The following is a 16,832-nucleotide window of genomic DNA, read 5'->3' as shown; positions in this document are numbered from 1 at the left end:
GTGTAGCCGTGACGCGGTTGACGTACCAGGACGCGCTCAAGATCCTCGGCGCAGGCCAGAGCCCCCTGGTGTCAGCCCTGGACAAGGTGTTCGGCGGGCTCCTGCTCGGCACCACACCGCTCGTGCCGGACCTGCTGTCGATCTTCGACGCGAAGAGCGAGCTGGTCCGGCTGACGCACGAGCTGGTCGCCAAGGGCATCGACCGGCGGCACCGCCTGGGCCAGTTCGACCGGATCCAGCGGCTGCACGCGGCTCGCGGCGTGCTGACGGTCGTCGCCTACTTCGAGGCCCTCGAGGACGCCGATCTGCCGTTCCAGCTCGACGACGCCCGGATCTCCCGCTCGGAGGCGGTCGGCCTCGCGACGGACGCGTTCAAGGGCCGAACCCTGGCGGACGTGGCGACCTCGCTGCTGGAGACGGACCTGCCGCTGCTCGGAGTGCAGGCGACCAGCAACGACGCCCAGGAGCAGCTCGGCCGGTTCTACCAAAAGCTGAACGAGACCTTCAAGCGCTTCCTCGAAGGCTTGAGCCTGTGGGAAGAACTCGACGCGACCAGGCAACTGCAGGCGATCGGAGCGCTCGCGCGTGTCGTTCCGGCGGCACTGCGGGTGTTCGACGCCTCCCTGTACCGACTCGCCGCGGACTGTCCGGAGTTCGCGATCTGGCTGGACCTCTCCGGCCAGAGAGGAATCAGAGACGGACTCGACGAAGTGCAGGAGGCCGTGCAGACGCTGCTCGACCGGGCGGAGCCGGTGGAGTCGGTTTCGCCCGTGCTGCAAGGGATCGTGCGGTTCAACCGGTCCGCGCTGACCAGGACGTTGCTCCCGGCGGAGGAACTGCCCAACGGGCTGGAGACGCCCGAGATCGGCCGCGCGTACGTCGACCCCTACTTCCGCCTGGTCGAGGTCACCGCCCAGGCGCCGATCAACGACGAGGACTTCTGGGCCCAGCTCGTCGTTCGCAAGGACTTCGACGAGTTCCTGCTCGGACACCTCTCCACGCCGTGGGCGTGGACCAGTCCGCTGGTGGTCCTCGGGCATCCGGGCGCGGGCAAGTCGCTGCTCACCGAGGTGCAGGCGGCGCGGCTGCCGTCGCCGGACTTCGTGTCCGTGCGTGTGCCGTTGCGGGACGTCCCCGCGGGTGCCGAGATCCACGAGCAGATCGAGCGCGCGATCCGGTTGTCCACCCACGAAACCGTGTCGTGGCCCGACTTCGCCCGCGCCGCCGGCGACTCGCTGCTGGTGGTGCTGCTCGACGGCTTCGACGAGCTGCTCCAGGCCACCGGTGTCAGCAGGTCCGACTACCTGGTGCGGGTCAAGAGGTTCCAGCAGGTCGAGGAGACCCAGGGGCGGCACGTCGCGGTGATCGTGACGAGCCGGGTGACGGTGGCCGACCGGATGCAGATCCCCGCGGGCGTGGTCGCGGTGCGGCTCGAACCGTTCGAGATCCACCAGGTCGAGGAGTGGGTGGAGGAGTGGAACGAGACCAACGAGTCCTACCTGTACGCGTCCGGGGGTGACAGGTTCGACCTCGACGTCATCGAGAGATACCTGGATCTGGCCCGGCAGCCGCTCCTCTTGCTGATGCTCGCGATCTACCACGCCGAGAGCGGCGGGATGGACGCGAGTGAGCAGGGGCTGAGCCAGACCGAACTCTACGAACAGCTGGTGCGCCGGTTCGCCCACCGCGAAGTGTCCAAAAAAGACAGTCAGGCCGCCGATGCCGAGCGGGAGCTGCTGATCCTCTCGGTCGTCGCTTTCGGCATGTTCACCAGGTCCGCTCAATGGGTCACCGACGCCAAGGTGGCCGAGGATCTCACCGCGTTGGGCATCACCCGGTCCGCGGGGCAGGTCGTCACACCGGCGCACCAACGGCTGGCAGGTGAGGCCAAGGACGCGCTCGGGCGTTTCTTCTACATCCACCGCGCCAGGACCATGCTCGAAGGAGAAGACCTCGGGACGTACGAGTTCCTGCACGCCACCTTCGGCGAGTTCTTCGTCGCCCGGCTGACCTGGCGCTGCCTGACGGAGCTGGTGGAGCAGGTCCGTACCGAGAAGGCTCGCATGTTCTCCGGTCATCGACGCGTGGACGACACTCAGCTGCGGACGTTCTTGTCCTGGGCGCTTCTCTCCACGCGCACGACCACGCTCGACTTCCTCTCCGAGATGGCGAGGCACGTGTCTGTGGCGGAACTGCGGGACATCCGCGAGGCGCTGCTGATCGCCTTCCGGAACGTGCACGAGCCCGCGGTCAACTCGGTCTACCAGGCCTACCGCCCGTTGGAGAGGACGCAGACCGCACGGATCGCCACCTACAGCGCCAATCTGCTCCTGCTGCTCATGACGGTCGCCGAGGAAGTGTCGTCGGCTGAGCTCTTTCCCGGCGTGGCCTATCACGCCGACGAGTGGACCCGGTCGGTGCACCTGTGGATGTCCCAGCTGAGGCGTGGCGAGTGGAGCGGTGTGACAGAACTGCTCAGAGCCGACCGGGCTCGTGATCCGGACGAGAACCAGTCCGTCGTGCTGTCCTGGCGCGGGTCGCCGTCCGCACCTCGCGCGGAGCCGATGTGGGCGCGGAATCCGACGATCTCGGGTGTCGTGACGGACTACGAGTTCGGCATCAACTTCTTCCGGTCAGCCGAGTTCCTGTGCGAGTGGGACACGGACGTCGTGGTGACCGCACTGAGCGGAGCCGGCACGTTGTTCACCAGGCTGGTTCCGCACTACATGCACCGTGACGAACAGCTTCGATCTGTCGCCGCGGACCTGCTCCACGCATCGTTGTTCCACGTCGACCAGACCAGGCTGGAAGGGCGGACGGTCGTGTACGACCGGCTCGTCGACTTCGCCACGGGTCCCTATCTCGACCTGGATCACGTGGTGGACGCCGAGCTGGAGATGTACCTCCTCCAGCTGCTGGTCAACGACGAGCTGGTGGCGGCGGAGTACGTCGTCGACAAGGTGACCGGACTGGCGGTCACGAACGATCCGCGCGGGCCGGAGAACCTCTCGCTCTTCCTGCGGCTCTTCGCGAAGGCGGACGAACCCCGATGGTTCCTGGACCTCGTGGAGAGGCTGCTCGCCCGCGAGGTGCTGAGCGTCGAACAGGTCGCCGAGATCTGGTGCGCGTTGGCGGACAAGGGGATCGCGGGTTCGGCGTATCCGGAGGCGCTCCTCGACGAGGCCCACCGCCTCCGCTGGCCGGCGCGCGAGCAACTGCTCGAGCACCGGCCGGATCTCCTGGCGCGGTTGTCGAAATTGGAGGACGACGAACTGCTCTAGCCGTTCTCGTCAACCCGACAAAACACCGGCGCAACTGCGTTCACAGATCTCGCACTGCTACAACGCATGGGCGCTTTCGATCAAGGATGTGCCGCGAATGTGAATCGCTGGAGGGCGCCGCGGAACCCCCATCAATGACCAAACCGGGCAAAGTCTACGACGCGAGGCCGATCAACGATCCCTTTTCCTGACCCGTGGTCCTGGTGACCAGGTCGATGAAGATCTGCGCCTCCTTCGTGAGCTGCCTGCCCTGCCGCCACACGATCTGGGCGAACACCTCGAAAGAGGGCTGCCAGTCGAGAACGCTCAGTCGTCCCGACTCGACGGCGCCCGCCACGGTGATCTCGGGCAGCACGCTGACACCGATCCCCGCCTCGATCCCCTGTTTCACCGACTCGATGTTGCCGAACTCGAGCAGGGAGATCGGGGCCTCGGCGCCGTCGCAGAACTCCGCCTCCAGCAGCGAGCGGTAGGAACACTCAGGACCCGGCGCCAGCACGGGGAACATCCGCAGGTGGGAGGTCGACACCGGGGAGGCCCGGTTGAGCGGATGGCAGGGTGCGACCACGGCCACCAGCCGCTCGGCCCCGAGGACCTTGGTCTCCAGCCCCTCGTGCCGAGTCTCGGCCTCGACCAGAAAGCCCAGGTCCCGCACGCCGCGCCGGACGGACTCGTGTGCCTCCGCGCAGGTGGTCGACTGCAGGGCCACCTGCAGCCGGGGGTAGCGGTGGTGGAAGAACTCGAGCAGGACGGGCATGCGGTAGGAGATCAGGCTCTCGACCGCGCCGACCGTCAACGTTCCCGACGGTTCGGCCTCGTCGCCCAGGCTGCACCGCGCCTCGTCGACCAGTGCGAGGATGCGTTCCGCGTAGGGCACGAGCCGCTCGCCGTCCGGGGTGAGCCGGATCTTCCCGCCGAGCCGTTCGAAGAGCTCCTTGCCCAGGGCCGCCTCGAGCCCCTTGATCTGCGCGGTCACGCTGGACTGCGCGTAGCGCAGCTCGGTCGCGGCCTTGGTGAAACTCATGTGGGTCGTGACCCGGTGGAACGTACTCAGTTGCTTCAAATCCATCTCACACATCCCCCAATGCGCAAATGCCGCGGCCACACCGAAGACCACCCTGAGAACCGCTGAATGCCGACTTCCTCTTTGTCTCGTGACCGCGTTTTCTTTACTTCGCCTTTGTCATCGGCGACCTCCGTCGCTCACCGACACCGTACGTGGCATGTGGCCGGGTCCGCCCAGGTTTCGCACATGCACCCGCCTGGTCCGTCCACTGCCGACTGCCTGCGACCAGTAAATAACACGACCGGTTATTTCGCGGTAAATCCACAGAAGATCGCCGGTCACAGCCGGTGCACGAGCGCCGGTGCTGTCCGGGAAGGACGAACGGGCGTGTTCGGTGAGGACCGAATCCCTGGACCGCCCCCTGCCGGCGATGGTCTTGTCGTGATCACCAGACGGGAGCAGGGCGGGCACACCCCCGGCTCCCGGACGGAGAACACGAAGCGGAGGAGGTGAAAGACATGAAGAAGTACGCCAAGCCGGCTGTCAGCAAGGTCTCGCAGGAGACGGTGCTGAAGGTCAACACCTGAGCCTGACACGGATGGCCGTCCTCGAGACCGAAGGGCGGATCCGTAGGCAACCGCAGGTGCGCGCCCTCGTTCGCAGGGCGCGCACCTCCGCCTGAACCACCCGTCAGAAGGAACAGCCATGTGCGGAATCGCGGGAACCGCCCGCATCGACGGACAGGACCTCGGTCCTGAGGCCGACGCCCTGCTCGAACTGCTGGCCGACACGCTGCACCACCGCGGGCCGGACGATCGGGAGTGTCTGCGCACCGGACCTGTCGGCCTCGCGTTCACCCGGCTGTCCCTGGTCGACCCGGAGGACGGGAGCCAGCCGCTGGTCAGCGACGACGGCAACCTCGTCCTGATCGCGAACGGTGAGGTCTACAACCACCGGGAGCTCGTGGCCGGGCTGCCCGCCGGGACGCGCATGAAGACCGGCTCCGACTGCGAGGTGCTGCTGTACCTGTACCGGCAGCACGGTCTCGACTTCCTCAACGACGTCCGCGGCATGTTCGGGCTCATCCTCTTCGACCGCGCGCGCAACCAGCTGGTGCTCGCGCGCGACCGGTTCGGCATCAAGCCGCTCTACTACCACCGCGACGCCCGGCGCATCACGCTGTCCTCCGAGATCAAGGGCCTGTTCGCCGACCCCGCGACCCCGCGCGCCTTCGACTGGGAGGGCTCCCTCGCGATCCCCTACCTGTCCGCGTCCGCCCGCTTCGGCGGTCCCGGGACGAGCACCTGGTTCTCCGGTGTCGAGAGCGTGCCCGCCGCGACGATCCTGCGCATCGACCTGAACGACGGCCGCACCCACAGCCACCGCTACTGGGAGATGCCCACCGAAGCCGAAGAGGGCGTCAGCGCGGAGCAGTTCGTCGAGCGCTACCGCGCGCTCCTGGAGCAGTCCGTCCAGGAGTGCGCGACCGCCGACACCGAACTCGGCCTCTTCCTGTCCGGCGGCATCGACTCGGCGGCCGTGCTCGCCCTGGCAGCCCCCCAGCTGCCGGGCCTGCGCACCTTCACGGCGCTGTCCGGCGGCACCCAGGTCAACGGCGACGCGGAGCACGCGAACTGGCTGGCGAAGAACCTGGGCGTCGAGAACCACCAGGTGGTCTTCGACCGGGACCACGTGCCGACGCCCGAGGAGTGGGCACGCCTCGTGTGGCTGGCGGAGACGCCGATGACCGGCCCCGAGGTCTACTACAAGCACGAACTGCACCGGTTCGCCCGCGCCGAACGCCCGGAGATGCGCGGCATGCTGCTCGGCGCCGCGAGCGACGAGTTCAACGGCGGCTACTCCGACGAGCTGAGCGGCGGCGCCGGCTGGGAGTCCTTCGTCGAGAGCCTGCGCTACCTCGACCGTGCGACCCGCCTCGACCAGCATCCCGGCCTGCGCCGCTGGTGGGCCGAGGGCCACGACTTCTTCTCCGACGCCGCACTCGCCCAGTCGCTCGACGGCGCCACCCCGGACGTCTACCAGGCCTATGTGGCTTCCGAGTACACGAAGGTCCAGCAGTACAACGTCTGGCACGAGGACCGCACCGCCGCGGGCAGCGGCACGGAGGCCAGGGTGCCGTTCCTCGACCACCGGCTCGTCGAGCTGACCGCGGTCATCCCCGAGCACCTGCGCCCACGGCTGCTGTGGAACAAGCAGATCCTGCGCGAGGCGGTGCGCGACCTGCTGCCCGCCCGGATCGCGGAACGTCCCAAGGGCCCGTTCTTCTACGGCTCGGGCACGTGGCACGCGTACCGGATGCTGATCCGACTGCTGCGCCGCGACGACAGCGAGCTCGTCGAGCGCGCCCTGGCCGCTCCCGGCGCCGACCGGTACCTCGACGGCACCGCGATCCGGCGTCGCCTCGCCGAGTTCGGCGACGGCGAGACGAACGCGCCCGCCGCGGAGATGCTCGTGCGGGTCGTCAACATGGGTCTGCTGGCGGAGATGGCGGCGGCCCCGCCGCGCCTGGCGGACCTGTCCCCCGGCCCGGTCCGGGTCAGCCTCGCGGACGCCTCCGACGCGGGCGCCACGCCGTTCGGTGCCGAGCACGACCACCCGGAGGAAGGCGTGCTCGCGCTCACCGCCGACGTCCAGCTCCTCACCGACACCCAGGAGTCCTGGTTCCTGCTCAACGCGGGCCAGATCGAGTACGTCCTGGAGCAGGACAGTCCCATCCTGCGGGTGCTGAGCCTGCTCGACGGCACCACGACCTTCGGCGAGGTGCTCGACAAGGCGGGGGTGCACGCCGACGAGGTCCGGTCGGACCTCGAGGACCTGCTCGGCGAACGACTTCTGACGTTCAGCGGGTGAGGCATGTACGAGTCGATGGCTCAGGAGCAGTTGCTGCGGGGTGACGCCTCGTCGCGCCCTCCGGTGACCGTGTACGCCAGCAGGTACGAGCGCTGGGAGGACCTGGCGAGCGTGCGGCGCAAGCCTCGGCGGGACTACGTGCCGGGCGAGGAGACGTCAGACCTCTTCTTCCCCCCGGAGCTCTACCCGGTCGTCCTGCACCCGCTGGTCACCGCGAAGGGCGAGGTGGTCGTCAAGGCGCTGCTGCTGTGCCGCCTCTACGACTACCTCGACTTCACCACCGAGCTCGAGAACCTCGCGGTCATCCCGGTGGCCACCAAGATCAGCCGCGGCCGGTCGGGCCTGGTCCTGCCCCCGCAGATGAAGGCCGACGCGTTCAAGATCGTGACGGACGAGGCGTGGCACGCCCAGTTCTCGCACGACTTCGCCCGGCAGATCGAGGCCGGTACCACCATCCCGTACCAGGTCCCCGAGCACGACGCGGCGCCGTCGTTCCTGCGCAAGCTCGACGACCTGCGCGAACGGCTGCCGCACGACATCCGCGGCGTCGAGTCGCTGCTCTTCGCCATCATCAGCGAGACGCTGATCTCCGGCATCCTGTCGGACATCCCGCGCGACGAGCGGCTGCCCGGCAGCGTGCGCGAACTGGTCCGCGACCACGCCGCGGACGAGGGCCGTCATCACCAGTACTTCCGGACGTTGCTCAAGCACCTCTGGCCCGCACTCACCTCGCGCGAGCAGCAGGCCATCGGGCCCCACGTCCCCGCCGTGGTCGACGCGTTCCTCGAACCGGACTACGAGCAGACCTTCCGGCACCTGCGCGGCATCGGCCTGACCGACGACGAGGCCGCCCAGGTCATCGCCGAGTCGTGGCCGCCGCACACGGTCCGCCGCACCATCGCCGACGCGGCCCGTCCCGTCGTCCGCTACTTCACGGAGGCCGGTGCGCTCGACGACGCCCGGACCAGGGAGGCCTTCGAACGGGCCGAGCTGTGGGGCGTGCACACCACCGGAGACCTGGCCGCCAGCTGACGCGTGTCTGGCGAGAACCGAAGGGAAGGCGCTGCGTTGAGCGGCAACGACAAGGCCGGTGCCACCATCGCACCGGCGATGAGCCCGGCCGCGGTGTTCCGCCGGTTCTGGATCGCGACCACGGTCAGCGGCGCCGGGTCCGCGGTCACGATGCTCGCGCTCCCCCTGGTCGCGCTGACCGTCCTCGACGCCTCGGTCTTCGAGGTCACGCTGCTCAACGCGGCGGGCCAGGCCGGGTGGCTGGTGCTCGGCCTGCCCGCCGGCGTGATCGTGCAGCGGTTCCCGTTGCGCGGCCTCCAGGTGGCGATGGACCTCGTCCGGCTCGCGGCGATCGGCTCGATCCCGCTGGCCTGGTGGCTCGGCGGGCTCACCTACGCGCACCTGCTGCTGGCGGCGCTCGTGGTGGGCTTCGCGAACGTCCTGTTCGACATCGGCAACTCGACCTTCCTACCGGCGATCGTGGACCGCAAGGAACTCAACGCACGCAACAGCCTGATGTCCGGGACACAGGCCGTGACCCAGACCGGCGGCCCGTCCGCGGGCGCGGTGTTGATCCAGGTGGTGGGCCCGGTCCTCGCGTTGCTGCTCGACGCCGTCAGCTACCTGGTGTCGGCGCTGACCCTGCGCACCCTCCCGGAGCACCGGAGCACCGGCGGCGGCTCCCCCGTCAAACCGGGCCAGTTGATCAAGCAGGGCTGGACGTTCGTCGTCCGGCACGCGGTGATGGGGCCCTGCCTGTGGTGGGCGACGGCGACGAACTTCTTCGCCACCGCCCTTCTCGCGCTCACGCCGGTCTACCTGGTGCGTGCCGCCAACGTGCCGACCGCCGCCGTCGGTGTCGTCCTGGCCATGGACGGGCTCGGCGCGGTCCTCGGTTCGGCCGTGGCGACCCGGCTCGCCACCTGGCTCGGCACCGCCCGCGCGCTGATCGTCGCGAGCACCACCGGAGGCCTGCTGGCCCTGGTCATCCCGTTCACCACGAGCCTCGGCACCCTGCCCTACTTCATGATCGGCAACGTGGGTCTGTCGGCCGGCGTGGTGGTCGGCAGCATCCTGACCCGCACCTACCGGCAGACGGAGAGTCCTCCCGAGCTGCTGTCCCAGGTGATGGCGACCACGCGGTTCGTCTCGTGGGGCGCGATCCCGCTGGGTGCCGCGGCCAGCGGGCTGGTCGCGGACTCGGCCGGCCTGAGCCCCGCCCTGTGGCTGGTGTGTGCGGGAACTCTGCTCGCCCCGCTCATCCTGGTGCTCAGCCCGTTGCGCGGGCGCCGCGACTTCGGGTGAACAGCGGGCCATCGAACGCGCTGATGCGGGTCATCGAGGATGCTGCGCACTGACGCGTTGCCCGGCCGCTCGCCCGTCGAAGAGGATCGGCTGATGACGGCCATACTCGCGACCATCGGTCCCGCGACTCGCGCGCAGGAGACCATGGCGGCCCTGATCCGCCTCGGCGTCAGCGGGTTCCGGTTCTCCGCGTCGAAGTTCGGCGTCGCCGAGCTCGCGGCCCAGGCCGCGGACGCCCGTGCGGCAAGCCGCGCGGTCGGCCGGGACGTCGACCTGCTGCTGGACCTGCCGGGCGCCAAGATCCGGTTCACCAACACGGAGACGCTCGATCTCGGTGCCACACCGCGGTTCCGGGTCGCCTTCGCCCAGCAGCCCACCCGCCACGACCACGACCTGCCCGAGATCGGTCTGTCCGATCCCGAGCTGGGTGAGGGCATCGCTCCCGGCGACGTCCTCCTGGTCGGCGACGGCGAGATCGCGGCCCGCGTGGTGTCGGCGACCAGGACGCACTGCGTGGCCGAGGCACTCGAAGGCGGCGTTCTCGGCCCACGCAAGGGTGTCTGGGTGGTGGGGAGGTCACGACGACCGCGGTCGTCGGACGCCGAGGCGGACCTCGCCCTGCTCGACCGGTTGAACGACTCGGCGTTCACCGGCGCGATCGTCTCGTTCGCCGAGGACGCTGCCGTGCTGGAACCGGTGCGCGCGCGGTGGGGCGGGCGCGGCGCCAACGCCGTCGTCGCGAAGATCGAGACCCGGGCGGGCGTGGCGAACGTCGCCGAGATCGCACCGGCGGCGGACAGCGTGCTGGTGGGTCGTGGCGACCTGCTCATGGACAGCGGGGTGGTCGACTTCCACGCGCTGTGCACGACCGCCGTGCGGGAATGCCGGCGGCTGTCGGTACCGGTGGTGGTGGGCACCCAGTTGTTGTCCGGTTTGGAGCACTCGTGGCTGCCGCTCCGCTCCGAGCTCGCCTACCTGTGCGGCCTGCTGGAGTCCGGTGTGGACGGGCTGTTGCTCACCACCGAGACCACCTTCGGCCGTGATCCGCTGGGGGCAGCGGGTCTGCTGGCCGACCTGGTGCACCGGTACGGCGACCGGCGCGACGTGCGTCAGAGCGTGATCCAGTAACGCCGCTTCGGGCCGATCACGGTGTCCCGGACGTCCTCCAGCACGCCTCCGGCCTTCTCGATCATGCGGCCGGAGGCGTGGTTGTCCGGCGAGCAGGTCAGCAGAACCCGGTCCATGTCCCGCGATCGTGCCCGGTCGAGAGCCGCGTCGAGCGCCCAGGTCGCGAGGCCGCGCCGCCGGTACCGGGGACAGACGCTGTACCCGATGTGCCCTCCCGCCTCCAGCAGGAGCGGGGTCAGCTCGTGACGCAGCTCGATCGCGCCGAGACAGACGTCCTCGTGGGTGATCCACCAGTAGGTGGAGTGCGCCCGGCCGGGCGCGGGGACGACCGCAGGGTCGGCGCTGCGGAGCAGTTTGGCGACCCACGCGGCGAAGCCCTCCTGGCTCGTCACGTCGTCGTCGGCACCGAGCCCGGCCCCGTCCTGGTGCGACCCCGCCGGCCACTCGGCGTACGAGGCGAGCCAGGACGCGTGCAGCCGCGTGTGCGGCCGGGTCAGCTCGGGATGGATCTCGTCCGCGCCGCCCACACCCATGCTCACAACCCCAGTCGTTCCAGCAGGGCCACTCCGCCCTGGTCCAGTTGGTACAGGACCCGCCCGCCGAACCGTTGCTTCCACACCAGACCGGACGCGGACAGGACCGTCAAATGCTGTGACACCGTACTCTTGGCCATCCCCAGCGAGGCCGCCACCGCAGTGGTCGTCTGCGGCACCTCCAACGCCCGCACCACCTGCGCACGCCCGCTGCCCAGCAGGATCGCGAGGCGGTCCTCGGTGCGGGAGACCCGTTCGGGCGCGGTCAGCACCTGGAAGAACCCGGTGGCCCGAGCCTGGTACGAGAGCGCCACGACGCCCGCCTCCTGCTGGAACAGCCGCACACCGCCGGCGAACACGGTCGGCACCAGCAACAGCTGCGAGCGGGTCACCGGCACGTCGAGGTCGCAGTGGAACGGCGCGGTGAGGACGGGCCGCGACCACAACACCCTGCCGTCCAGTTCCTCCAGCATCGCCTCCGGTCCGGACACGACGAGCGTGCGGCCCCGGAAGAGCGCCTCCTCCTCCAGCGACGCCCGCATCCGGGCCCAGTGCGGGGCGATCGCCCAGTCCCAGTACCGCTCGAGGAGCGCGCAGAGCCGATCGGCGCCGCGGCCCTCGTACCGGCACCGCAACTCCCCCAGCTCGGCCGCGAGCGTGCCGCGTTGCGGGCTGGGCAGCGGAACGGAACCGGGTGGGAACAGCGGCGGGTCGGCCCGCCGCAACGGCTCCACCAGGCCCTCCACCAACTCCTGTGGCATCCCGCGGCGGACCGTGCGGGCCCAGCGGGAGTAGGGCGACGGAGCCTCGCCCGGGTAACGGGCGAGGATCGCCAGACTGCCGATGGTCTCCCACAGCGGACTGAGCGCGAGCCGCACCCGGCCGAGGCTGTCGTCGTCCACCTTCAGGCGTATCACCGCAGGGGCTCCTCGCCGGCCCATTCGACGACACCGCGGCCGACGAGCACGTCGAGGAACTCGGCCACGTCGTCGCTCACCTCGGTGACGTCGGCGTCGTAGGCGGCGGCGACGATGTCCGCGATGTCGGCGACGCGGTTGCGCCCGTCCGCCGACTCGTAGATCAGTTTCGCCACGTCGGCGAGTTCCAGTCCGTCGTCGTCGACGCCGAGGACGAGGTCGCCGGAGACCCGGCGGACCCGGACACCGAGACAACGACGCGGTACCCGCAGGCCGGCGCTCATGAGGTCTCCACCCGCATCGCGATGTCCTGGCAGACCGTGAGCACGGAGCGGACCCACGGCCGGGCGTCGGCCGGGTCGTAGTCGCGCATCGTCTCCAGCTCCCAGTACCTCTCGAACGACAGCACCTCGGGAGCGGCGGCCCTGAACCTGTTGGGACGCCACTTGGGCATGTGGCTGCCGTACTCGCCCGCGCTCTCCAGCAGCGCGTCGACGGCGTGACCGAGCGCCCGGCGGGCCGACAGCACCGCACTCTCCAGGTGCCCGGACTCCAGCTGCCCCAAAGCGTCCTCGGCTGCGTCGTCGGCGAGCCCGAGCGAGCGGACCACGACGATGGAGCGGAACGCGGACTGCTTCATCAGCTCGTACTTGGCGTCGATCCACTCGCCGCCCAGCAGCGGGAGGCAGTGGGCGAACCGGGCCAGTGAGGTCTCCTCGCGCGGGGAGAGGATCTCGCCGGCGAAGACGCCCCCGGCGTACCTCTCCCAGGTGATCTTGGCGAGCATCTGGTCGATCTGGCTCTCCAGCCAGTAGGTGACCTCCCAGCGCCTGCTGTTCTCGTAGAACACCTCGCTGCGGACCCGCGGCGGGTCGAGCGGCATCAGGGTGGCGCTGCAGGTCTCGGTCTCCCACTCCTCGTTCGTGACGACGTAGATGTCGAAGTCACTGCGCGAGTTGTCCCAGCCGCGCGCGACCGAGCCGACGACGAACGCGGCGAGCGCGTCGGCGGGGAGCAGGTCCCGTTCCCGCAACGGGGCGAGCCGGTCGGAGGGATGCTCCCGCTCGTGCGTGGACGTCGCCACGGCGTCCCGCGCGCTCACTTGCGCCACGCCAGCGACATGCCGTCGGCGACGGGGAGCATGACGACCTCGACCCTGGAGTCCTTGGCGAGGCGCGCGTTGAACTCGATGACCGCGTGGTCGGCCGACTTGACCGGCTCGAGCACCCGGCCGCTGCGGAAGGTGTTGTCGAACGCGACGATGCCGCCCTGCCGGGTCCGCACGACGAGTTCCTCGTAGTACTCCAGGTACCCCTCCTTGTCCGCGTCGACGAAGGAGAAGTCCAGGTACCGCTCGGCCGGGAGCGCGCGCAGCGTCTCGATCGCGGGCGCGATGCGCAGCTCTACGAGGTCCGCCACGCCTGCCGCCTGCCAGGCCTCGGTCGCCACCGGCGTCCAGTCGTCGGAGATGTCGCAGGCGATCACCCGGCCGCCCGGCTGAAGGCCCCGGGCCATCGCCAGCGAGGACATGCCGGTGAAGCTGCCGACGTCGACGGCGTGCCGCGCGCCCAGTGCCCGGACCAGCAGCGTGATCAGAGCGCTCTGCTCCGGCGCGGTCTGCCAGTGCGCCACCTCGGGCAGCGCCGTGGTGCGCTCGATCAGCCGTTGCTGCACGGCGTCGAGTGGCACGCTGTGCGCGAGCATGTAGGCGCGCAGCGGTGCCGGTATGAGGAGGGTGCTGTCCTTCACGAGGCGGTGGCCTTTCCGATCGTCAGGTGGTCGAGGACGTGACTGGAGGTGCTGCCTGCCCGGCCGGCGGTGTCGAAGAGGTCGAGCACCTGCTCTGCGAGTTCCTGTGCTCCCAGGTGGTCCGTGCGCAGCACCGTCCACTCGGGATCGTCGACGACCTGCCGCAGCGTCAGCTCGTCGAGCCGGATGATCTCGTCCAGGTGGCGGTGCAGGAAGGCGTTGACGGCGTGCTTGGCGGGGCCCGTGCGGGCCGCCATCCGTTCCCGCCGGGCGGCGGGAGAACACGTCAGGTAGACCTGCACCGCGAAGCGGGGAGCCCTGGTGCGGATCCACTCCGGTGCCAGGTAGCCCTCACCGGGGGTCAGGAAGGTGTTGAACGCGTGCTGGGTCAGCCAGTACCGGTCCTGCACCCTGACCTCGTCCGGTGTGGACCGTGCCAGTTCGGCGTCGACGACGAGCTGCGCCGAACGGATGCTGTTGAACCGGCGCCACAGCCTCAGGTCGTGGAAGGGCCGGTCCGCGGCGTCGTCGAAGACCGCCACCGCCTCACGGAGCATCGCGTCCACGAGCCCGCCCTTGGTCAGCGTGCCGTGTGACTGCGTGACCGTGCGGCCACGCGCCTGCAGGCCGGCGCTGATCACACGGGCGAGGCTGGTCTTGCCGCTGCACTCGTGTCCGTCCAGCAGGACTCCGGAGATGAAGGGTCGCCGGGTCATGGGCGGCTCGGGAAGAGCGCGGTCCGGGCGGTGGCGGGCGCGTACCGGTCCCGGAGTCCACTGAGGAGCGTCACCGCGCGGACCGGGTCGGCGAACCCCGCGGTCTCCTCGGCGAGCATCAGCCCGGCCACGCCCTCCGCGAGCAGCTCGCTGACGGCGGCCAGTTCCGATCGGTGCGGCAGCCAACCGGCCGCGAGGCTCGTCAGCAGCTGGGTCCCGACGACCACCGGACGCCCTGCCGTGCGGCCCGCGTCGAGCACCCGGCGGCAGGCCGCGTGGAACTCGACGGGGCCGGTGTCGAGCAGCAGGTCGCCGCGGCCGAGCAGGATCCCGTCGGCGGCACGGGCGACCTCGTCGGCGGCGGCAGCGCCGGCCGCGGTCTCGATCTTGGCGACCACGGCGGGGAGCGAAGCCCCGCCGACGCTCTCGCGCAGCACGGCGCGAGCCCGTTCGACGAGATCTGCCGACTCGGCGAAGGAGAGCACCACCGCGTCGAACGGCGTGCCCGCCATCGCCCGCAGCCCGGCGATGTCGTGGTCGGTGAGCTCCTGCGCGTCCCCGGCGCGCCGGATGCCGGGGAACGAGAGCCCACGCCGGATCCCGATCACACCGGTGGTCAGCGGTACCGCCGTGCACGATCCGGCGTCGTGCCCGACGACCCGCAGCGCGTCCTCGCCGTCACCGATGACGACGAGGTCGCCTTCCTGTGGCAGCGGGTCACCAGGACGCAGGCCCGCCACCCCGAGCACCGGTAGCGCGCCGGAGACCTCGGACGGGCCGCCGTCGAAGCGCAGCACCAGCTCGATGACACCGGCCAGGTCGAGGTAGTCGTCGTTGGTCAGCCGCTGTTTGGCACCGGGAAGGTCGAGCACCAGCTCGACCGGCAGGCCGAGGCCCGCGGCGAGCTCGCGAACCCCCTCGGCGAGGGTGACGAGCTGGGCCACGGGGGTCTTGGAGGCCGTGAGCCTGAAGACGTCCACGCCTGCCTTCAGCAGGTCGGCGAGGACCTCCGGCGAGGAGCAGGCCGGTCCGGCGGTGGCGACGATGTGGGTCATGTCCGCCCGCTCAGACCCGAGCACCGAGCAGCCCGAGCGTCTCGGCGGCGCGCGTCGCGGCGTCCGCGTCGAGGCGCGCCATGCCCGCGTGCACGAAGGACAGGCTCAGCCGGAAGACGAGCCAGCCCACCTCCTCGTTGTCCCTGCGGGAGAAGTCGAAGGGGTCGCCGAGCATGTCGGGGGTCCAGGTGCGCAGCCGGTCGTGCATCTCGGCGGGCACGAGGGACAGCGCGCTCAAGCCGTAGCGCAGCAGCACCAGGCAGGCCATCAGCTCCAGCCGGGCCATCTCGGCCGCGTCGGCGGGGCGGTCGAAGTAGGCCAGGAGGAACTCCTCGGCCAGCTCGCCGTCGATGCCCTGCGAGAGCATGGCGTTGGCCAGGTCGTACATCGGGTCCCCGATGCCGAGGTGGTCGAAGTCGATGAGCCAGGCGCGCACGCCGTCGAACACGACGTTGCCGCGGTTGAGGTCGTTGTGGCACAACCGGTCCGCGATCCCGAGCCGGGCGAGCGCGGCACGCAGGGTGTCGAACCGCTCGGACGCCTCGCGGTAGAGGGCGAGCTCAGGGATCCGGGCCGCGACGCCGTTCACGGCCTCGGTCGCGAGGCGCTCCTTGTGCACCTGTAACCGCGGCTCGCCGTCCATCTCCAGGGTGTGCAGCTCCCGCAACACCCGAGCGAGCGAGAGCGCCTGCCACCGGGTCAGCGGCCGGGTGACCGCCGGCGTGCCGTCGATCTCGTCCATGACCAGCACACCGGTCCCCGGGTCGGCGTGCTGCACCCGTGGGCCGACGCCCTGCTCCCCGAGCAGCCGGGCCGCCCGGAACTCCGTCGGCACGACGCCTTCCTCGGCGAACCGCAGGTCGATCAGGCGCGCGACGCGGCGGGTGCCGTCAGCCTCGATGGAATAGGTCGACGCCCACGGTGTCGGCGTGGCCGGGAAAGGGCGTACCGTCGCGTCGTCACCCAGCCCGAGAAGCTGGAGAACACCCGCGATCCGGGCATCAGCGGACATGGATGACCTCTTTCCGATCGGCGTTCCCTGCAGCATCCGACCGGCACGTTTCTTTAGTCAAGGAGCCGATCGAAACATCCGATAGCGGCTTTCACGAATTTCGATGAGACCGAACCGAAAAGCCCTGTCATCGCTGGTAAACAAGGTAGAGGTGACCTGTGACACTCTCGCTTGACGATGTCAACAATCGGTTCCTACGGTGCGCTGACATCCGCAGGAGGCAGTTGGAGCCTTAATGCCGTCGTGGG

The 16,832-nt window shown here is 69.9% G+C and carries 14 protein-coding genes; 5 read left to right on the top strand and 9 right to left on the bottom strand.

Annotated elements, in window-relative coordinates:
- The first annotated feature begins 8 nt into the window (after nt 1-8).
- The gene (locus tag ACSHWB_RS34685) at nt 9-3,281 is read left to right on the top strand and encodes an NACHT domain-containing protein (protein WP_439657513.1); all 3,273 of its coding nucleotides are present in this window, start codon (nt 9-11) and stop codon (nt 3,279-3,281) included.
- A gap of 154 nt (nt 3,282-3,435) precedes the next feature.
- Here the strand turns inward: ACSHWB_RS34685 and ACSHWB_RS34680 are convergent, their stop codons facing one another.
- Nucleotides 3,436-4,350: a LysR family transcriptional regulator gene (locus tag ACSHWB_RS34680; RefSeq protein ID WP_439657512.1), complete on the bottom strand. Its 915-nt coding sequence runs from the start codon at nt 4,348-4,350 to the stop codon at nt 3,436-3,438.
- A gap of 642 nt (nt 4,351-4,992) precedes the next feature.
- On the opposite strand from ACSHWB_RS34680, the gene asnB reads away from it, so the two are divergent.
- From asnB to ACSHWB_RS34660, 4 genes are all read left to right on the top strand, one after another.
- Nucleotides 4,993-7,158, top strand: coding sequence for an asparagine synthase (glutamine-hydrolyzing) (gene asnB / locus ACSHWB_RS34675; RefSeq protein WP_439657511.1), 2,166 nt, complete (start codon nt 4,993-4,995; stop codon nt 7,156-7,158).
- A gap of 3 nt (nt 7,159-7,161) precedes the next feature.
- Entirely contained in the window at nt 7,162-8,190 is a 1,029-nt protein-coding gene (locus ACSHWB_RS34670; protein ID WP_439657510.1) for a diiron oxygenase, read from the top strand.
- Nucleotides 8,191-8,226: 36 nt separating this feature from the next.
- Nucleotides 8,227-9,474 carry an MFS transporter gene (locus ACSHWB_RS34665; RefSeq protein WP_439657509.1) on the top strand — a complete coding sequence of 416 codons (1,248 nt, stop codon included), beginning with the start codon at nt 8,227-8,229 and terminating at the stop codon, nt 9,472-9,474.
- 93 nt (nt 9,475-9,567) lie between these two features.
- Nucleotides 9,568-10,602: a pyruvate kinase gene (locus tag ACSHWB_RS34660; protein ID WP_439657508.1), complete on the top strand. Its 1,035-nt coding sequence runs from the start codon at nt 9,568-9,570 to the stop codon at nt 10,600-10,602.
- Here ACSHWB_RS34660 and ACSHWB_RS34655 read toward each other — a convergent pair.
- From ACSHWB_RS34655 to ACSHWB_RS34620, 8 genes are read right to left on the bottom strand one after another with little or no spacing between them, the layout of a single operon-like run.
- Nucleotides 10,584-11,135, bottom strand: a complete 552-nt coding sequence (locus tag ACSHWB_RS34655; RefSeq protein WP_439664725.1) for a GNAT family N-acetyltransferase — start codon at nt 11,133-11,135, stop codon at nt 10,584-10,586. The genes ACSHWB_RS34660 and ACSHWB_RS34655 overlap by 19 nt on opposite strands.
- A 2-nt stretch (nt 11,136-11,137) precedes the next feature.
- A complete protein-coding gene (locus ACSHWB_RS34650) occupies nt 11,138-12,052 on the bottom strand; it encodes an ArsR/SmtB family transcription factor (protein ID WP_439657507.1) in 915 nt (304 codons plus the stop codon).
- Nucleotides 12,049-12,336 carry a PqqD family peptide modification chaperone gene (locus ACSHWB_RS34645; RefSeq protein ID WP_439657506.1) on the bottom strand — a complete coding sequence of 96 codons (288 nt, stop codon included), beginning with the start codon at nt 12,334-12,336 and terminating at the stop codon, nt 12,049-12,051. Before ACSHWB_RS34645 ends, ACSHWB_RS34650 begins: the two co-directional genes overlap by 4 nt.
- A complete protein-coding gene (locus ACSHWB_RS34640; RefSeq protein WP_439657505.1) occupies nt 12,333-13,154 on the bottom strand; it encodes a hypothetical protein in 822 nt (273 codons plus the stop codon). Before ACSHWB_RS34640 ends, ACSHWB_RS34645 begins: the two co-directional genes overlap by 4 nt.
- Nucleotides 13,151-13,801, bottom strand: coding sequence for an O-methyltransferase (locus tag ACSHWB_RS34635; protein ID WP_439657504.1), 651 nt, complete (start codon nt 13,799-13,801; stop codon nt 13,151-13,153). Before ACSHWB_RS34635 ends, ACSHWB_RS34640 begins: the two co-directional genes overlap by 4 nt.
- Entirely contained in the window at nt 13,798-14,517 is a 720-nt protein-coding gene (locus ACSHWB_RS34630; RefSeq protein WP_439657503.1) for a hypothetical protein, read from the bottom strand. The genes ACSHWB_RS34635 and ACSHWB_RS34630 overlap by 4 nt, the downstream gene beginning before the upstream one ends.
- Nucleotides 14,514-15,572: a pyruvate kinase gene (locus tag ACSHWB_RS34625; protein WP_439657502.1), complete on the bottom strand. Its 1,059-nt coding sequence runs from the start codon at nt 15,570-15,572 to the stop codon at nt 14,514-14,516. The genes ACSHWB_RS34630 and ACSHWB_RS34625 overlap by 4 nt, the downstream gene beginning before the upstream one ends.
- Before the next feature lie 10 nt (nt 15,573-15,582).
- Nucleotides 15,583-16,584 (bottom strand): phosphotransferase, encoded by a 1,002-nt coding sequence (locus ACSHWB_RS34620; protein WP_439657501.1) that lies wholly within the window; start codon nt 16,582-16,584, stop codon nt 15,583-15,585.
- Between the last annotated feature and the right edge of the window lie 248 nt (nt 16,585-16,832).

Origin of the sequence: Lentzea sp. HUAS TT2, assembly GCF_051853195.1 — a bacterium.
Classification (GTDB): Bacteria; Actinomycetota; Actinomycetes; order Mycobacteriales; family Pseudonocardiaceae; genus Lentzea.
This window is presented reverse-complemented; position numbering and strand designations above follow the sequence as displayed.

Excerpts from the sequence above, each read along its gene's own strand:
- ACSHWB_RS34680 (WP_439657512.1), bottom strand. The coding sequence starts at position 4,350 with ATGGATTTGAAGCAACTGAGTACGTTCCACCGGGTCACGACCCACATG.
- ACSHWB_RS34625 (WP_439657502.1), bottom strand. The coding sequence starts at position 15,572 with ATGACCCACATCGTCGCCACCGCCGGACCGGCCTGCTCCTCGCCGGAG.
- ACSHWB_RS34670 (WP_439657510.1), top strand. The coding sequence starts at position 7,162 with ATGTACGAGTCGATGGCTCAGGAGCAGTTGCTGCGGGGTGACGCCTCG.
- ACSHWB_RS34630 (WP_439657503.1), bottom strand. The coding sequence starts at position 14,517 with ATGACCCGGCGACCCTTCATCTCCGGAGTCCTGCTGGACGGACACGAG.
- ACSHWB_RS34655 (WP_439664725.1), bottom strand. The coding sequence starts at position 11,135 with ATGGGTGTGGGCGGCGCGGACGAGATCCATCCCGAGCTGACCCGGCCG.
- ACSHWB_RS34620 (WP_439657501.1), bottom strand. The coding sequence starts at position 16,584 with ATGTCCGCTGATGCCCGGATCGCGGGTGTTCTCCAGCTTCTCGGGCTG.
- ACSHWB_RS34660 (WP_439657508.1), top strand. The coding sequence starts at position 9,568 with ATGACGGCCATACTCGCGACCATCGGTCCCGCGACTCGCGCGCAGGAG.
- asnB (WP_439657511.1), top strand. The coding sequence starts at position 4,993 with ATGTGCGGAATCGCGGGAACCGCCCGCATCGACGGACAGGACCTCGGT.
- ACSHWB_RS34645 (WP_439657506.1), bottom strand. The coding sequence starts at position 12,336 with ATGAGCGCCGGCCTGCGGGTACCGCGTCGTTGTCTCGGTGTCCGGGTC.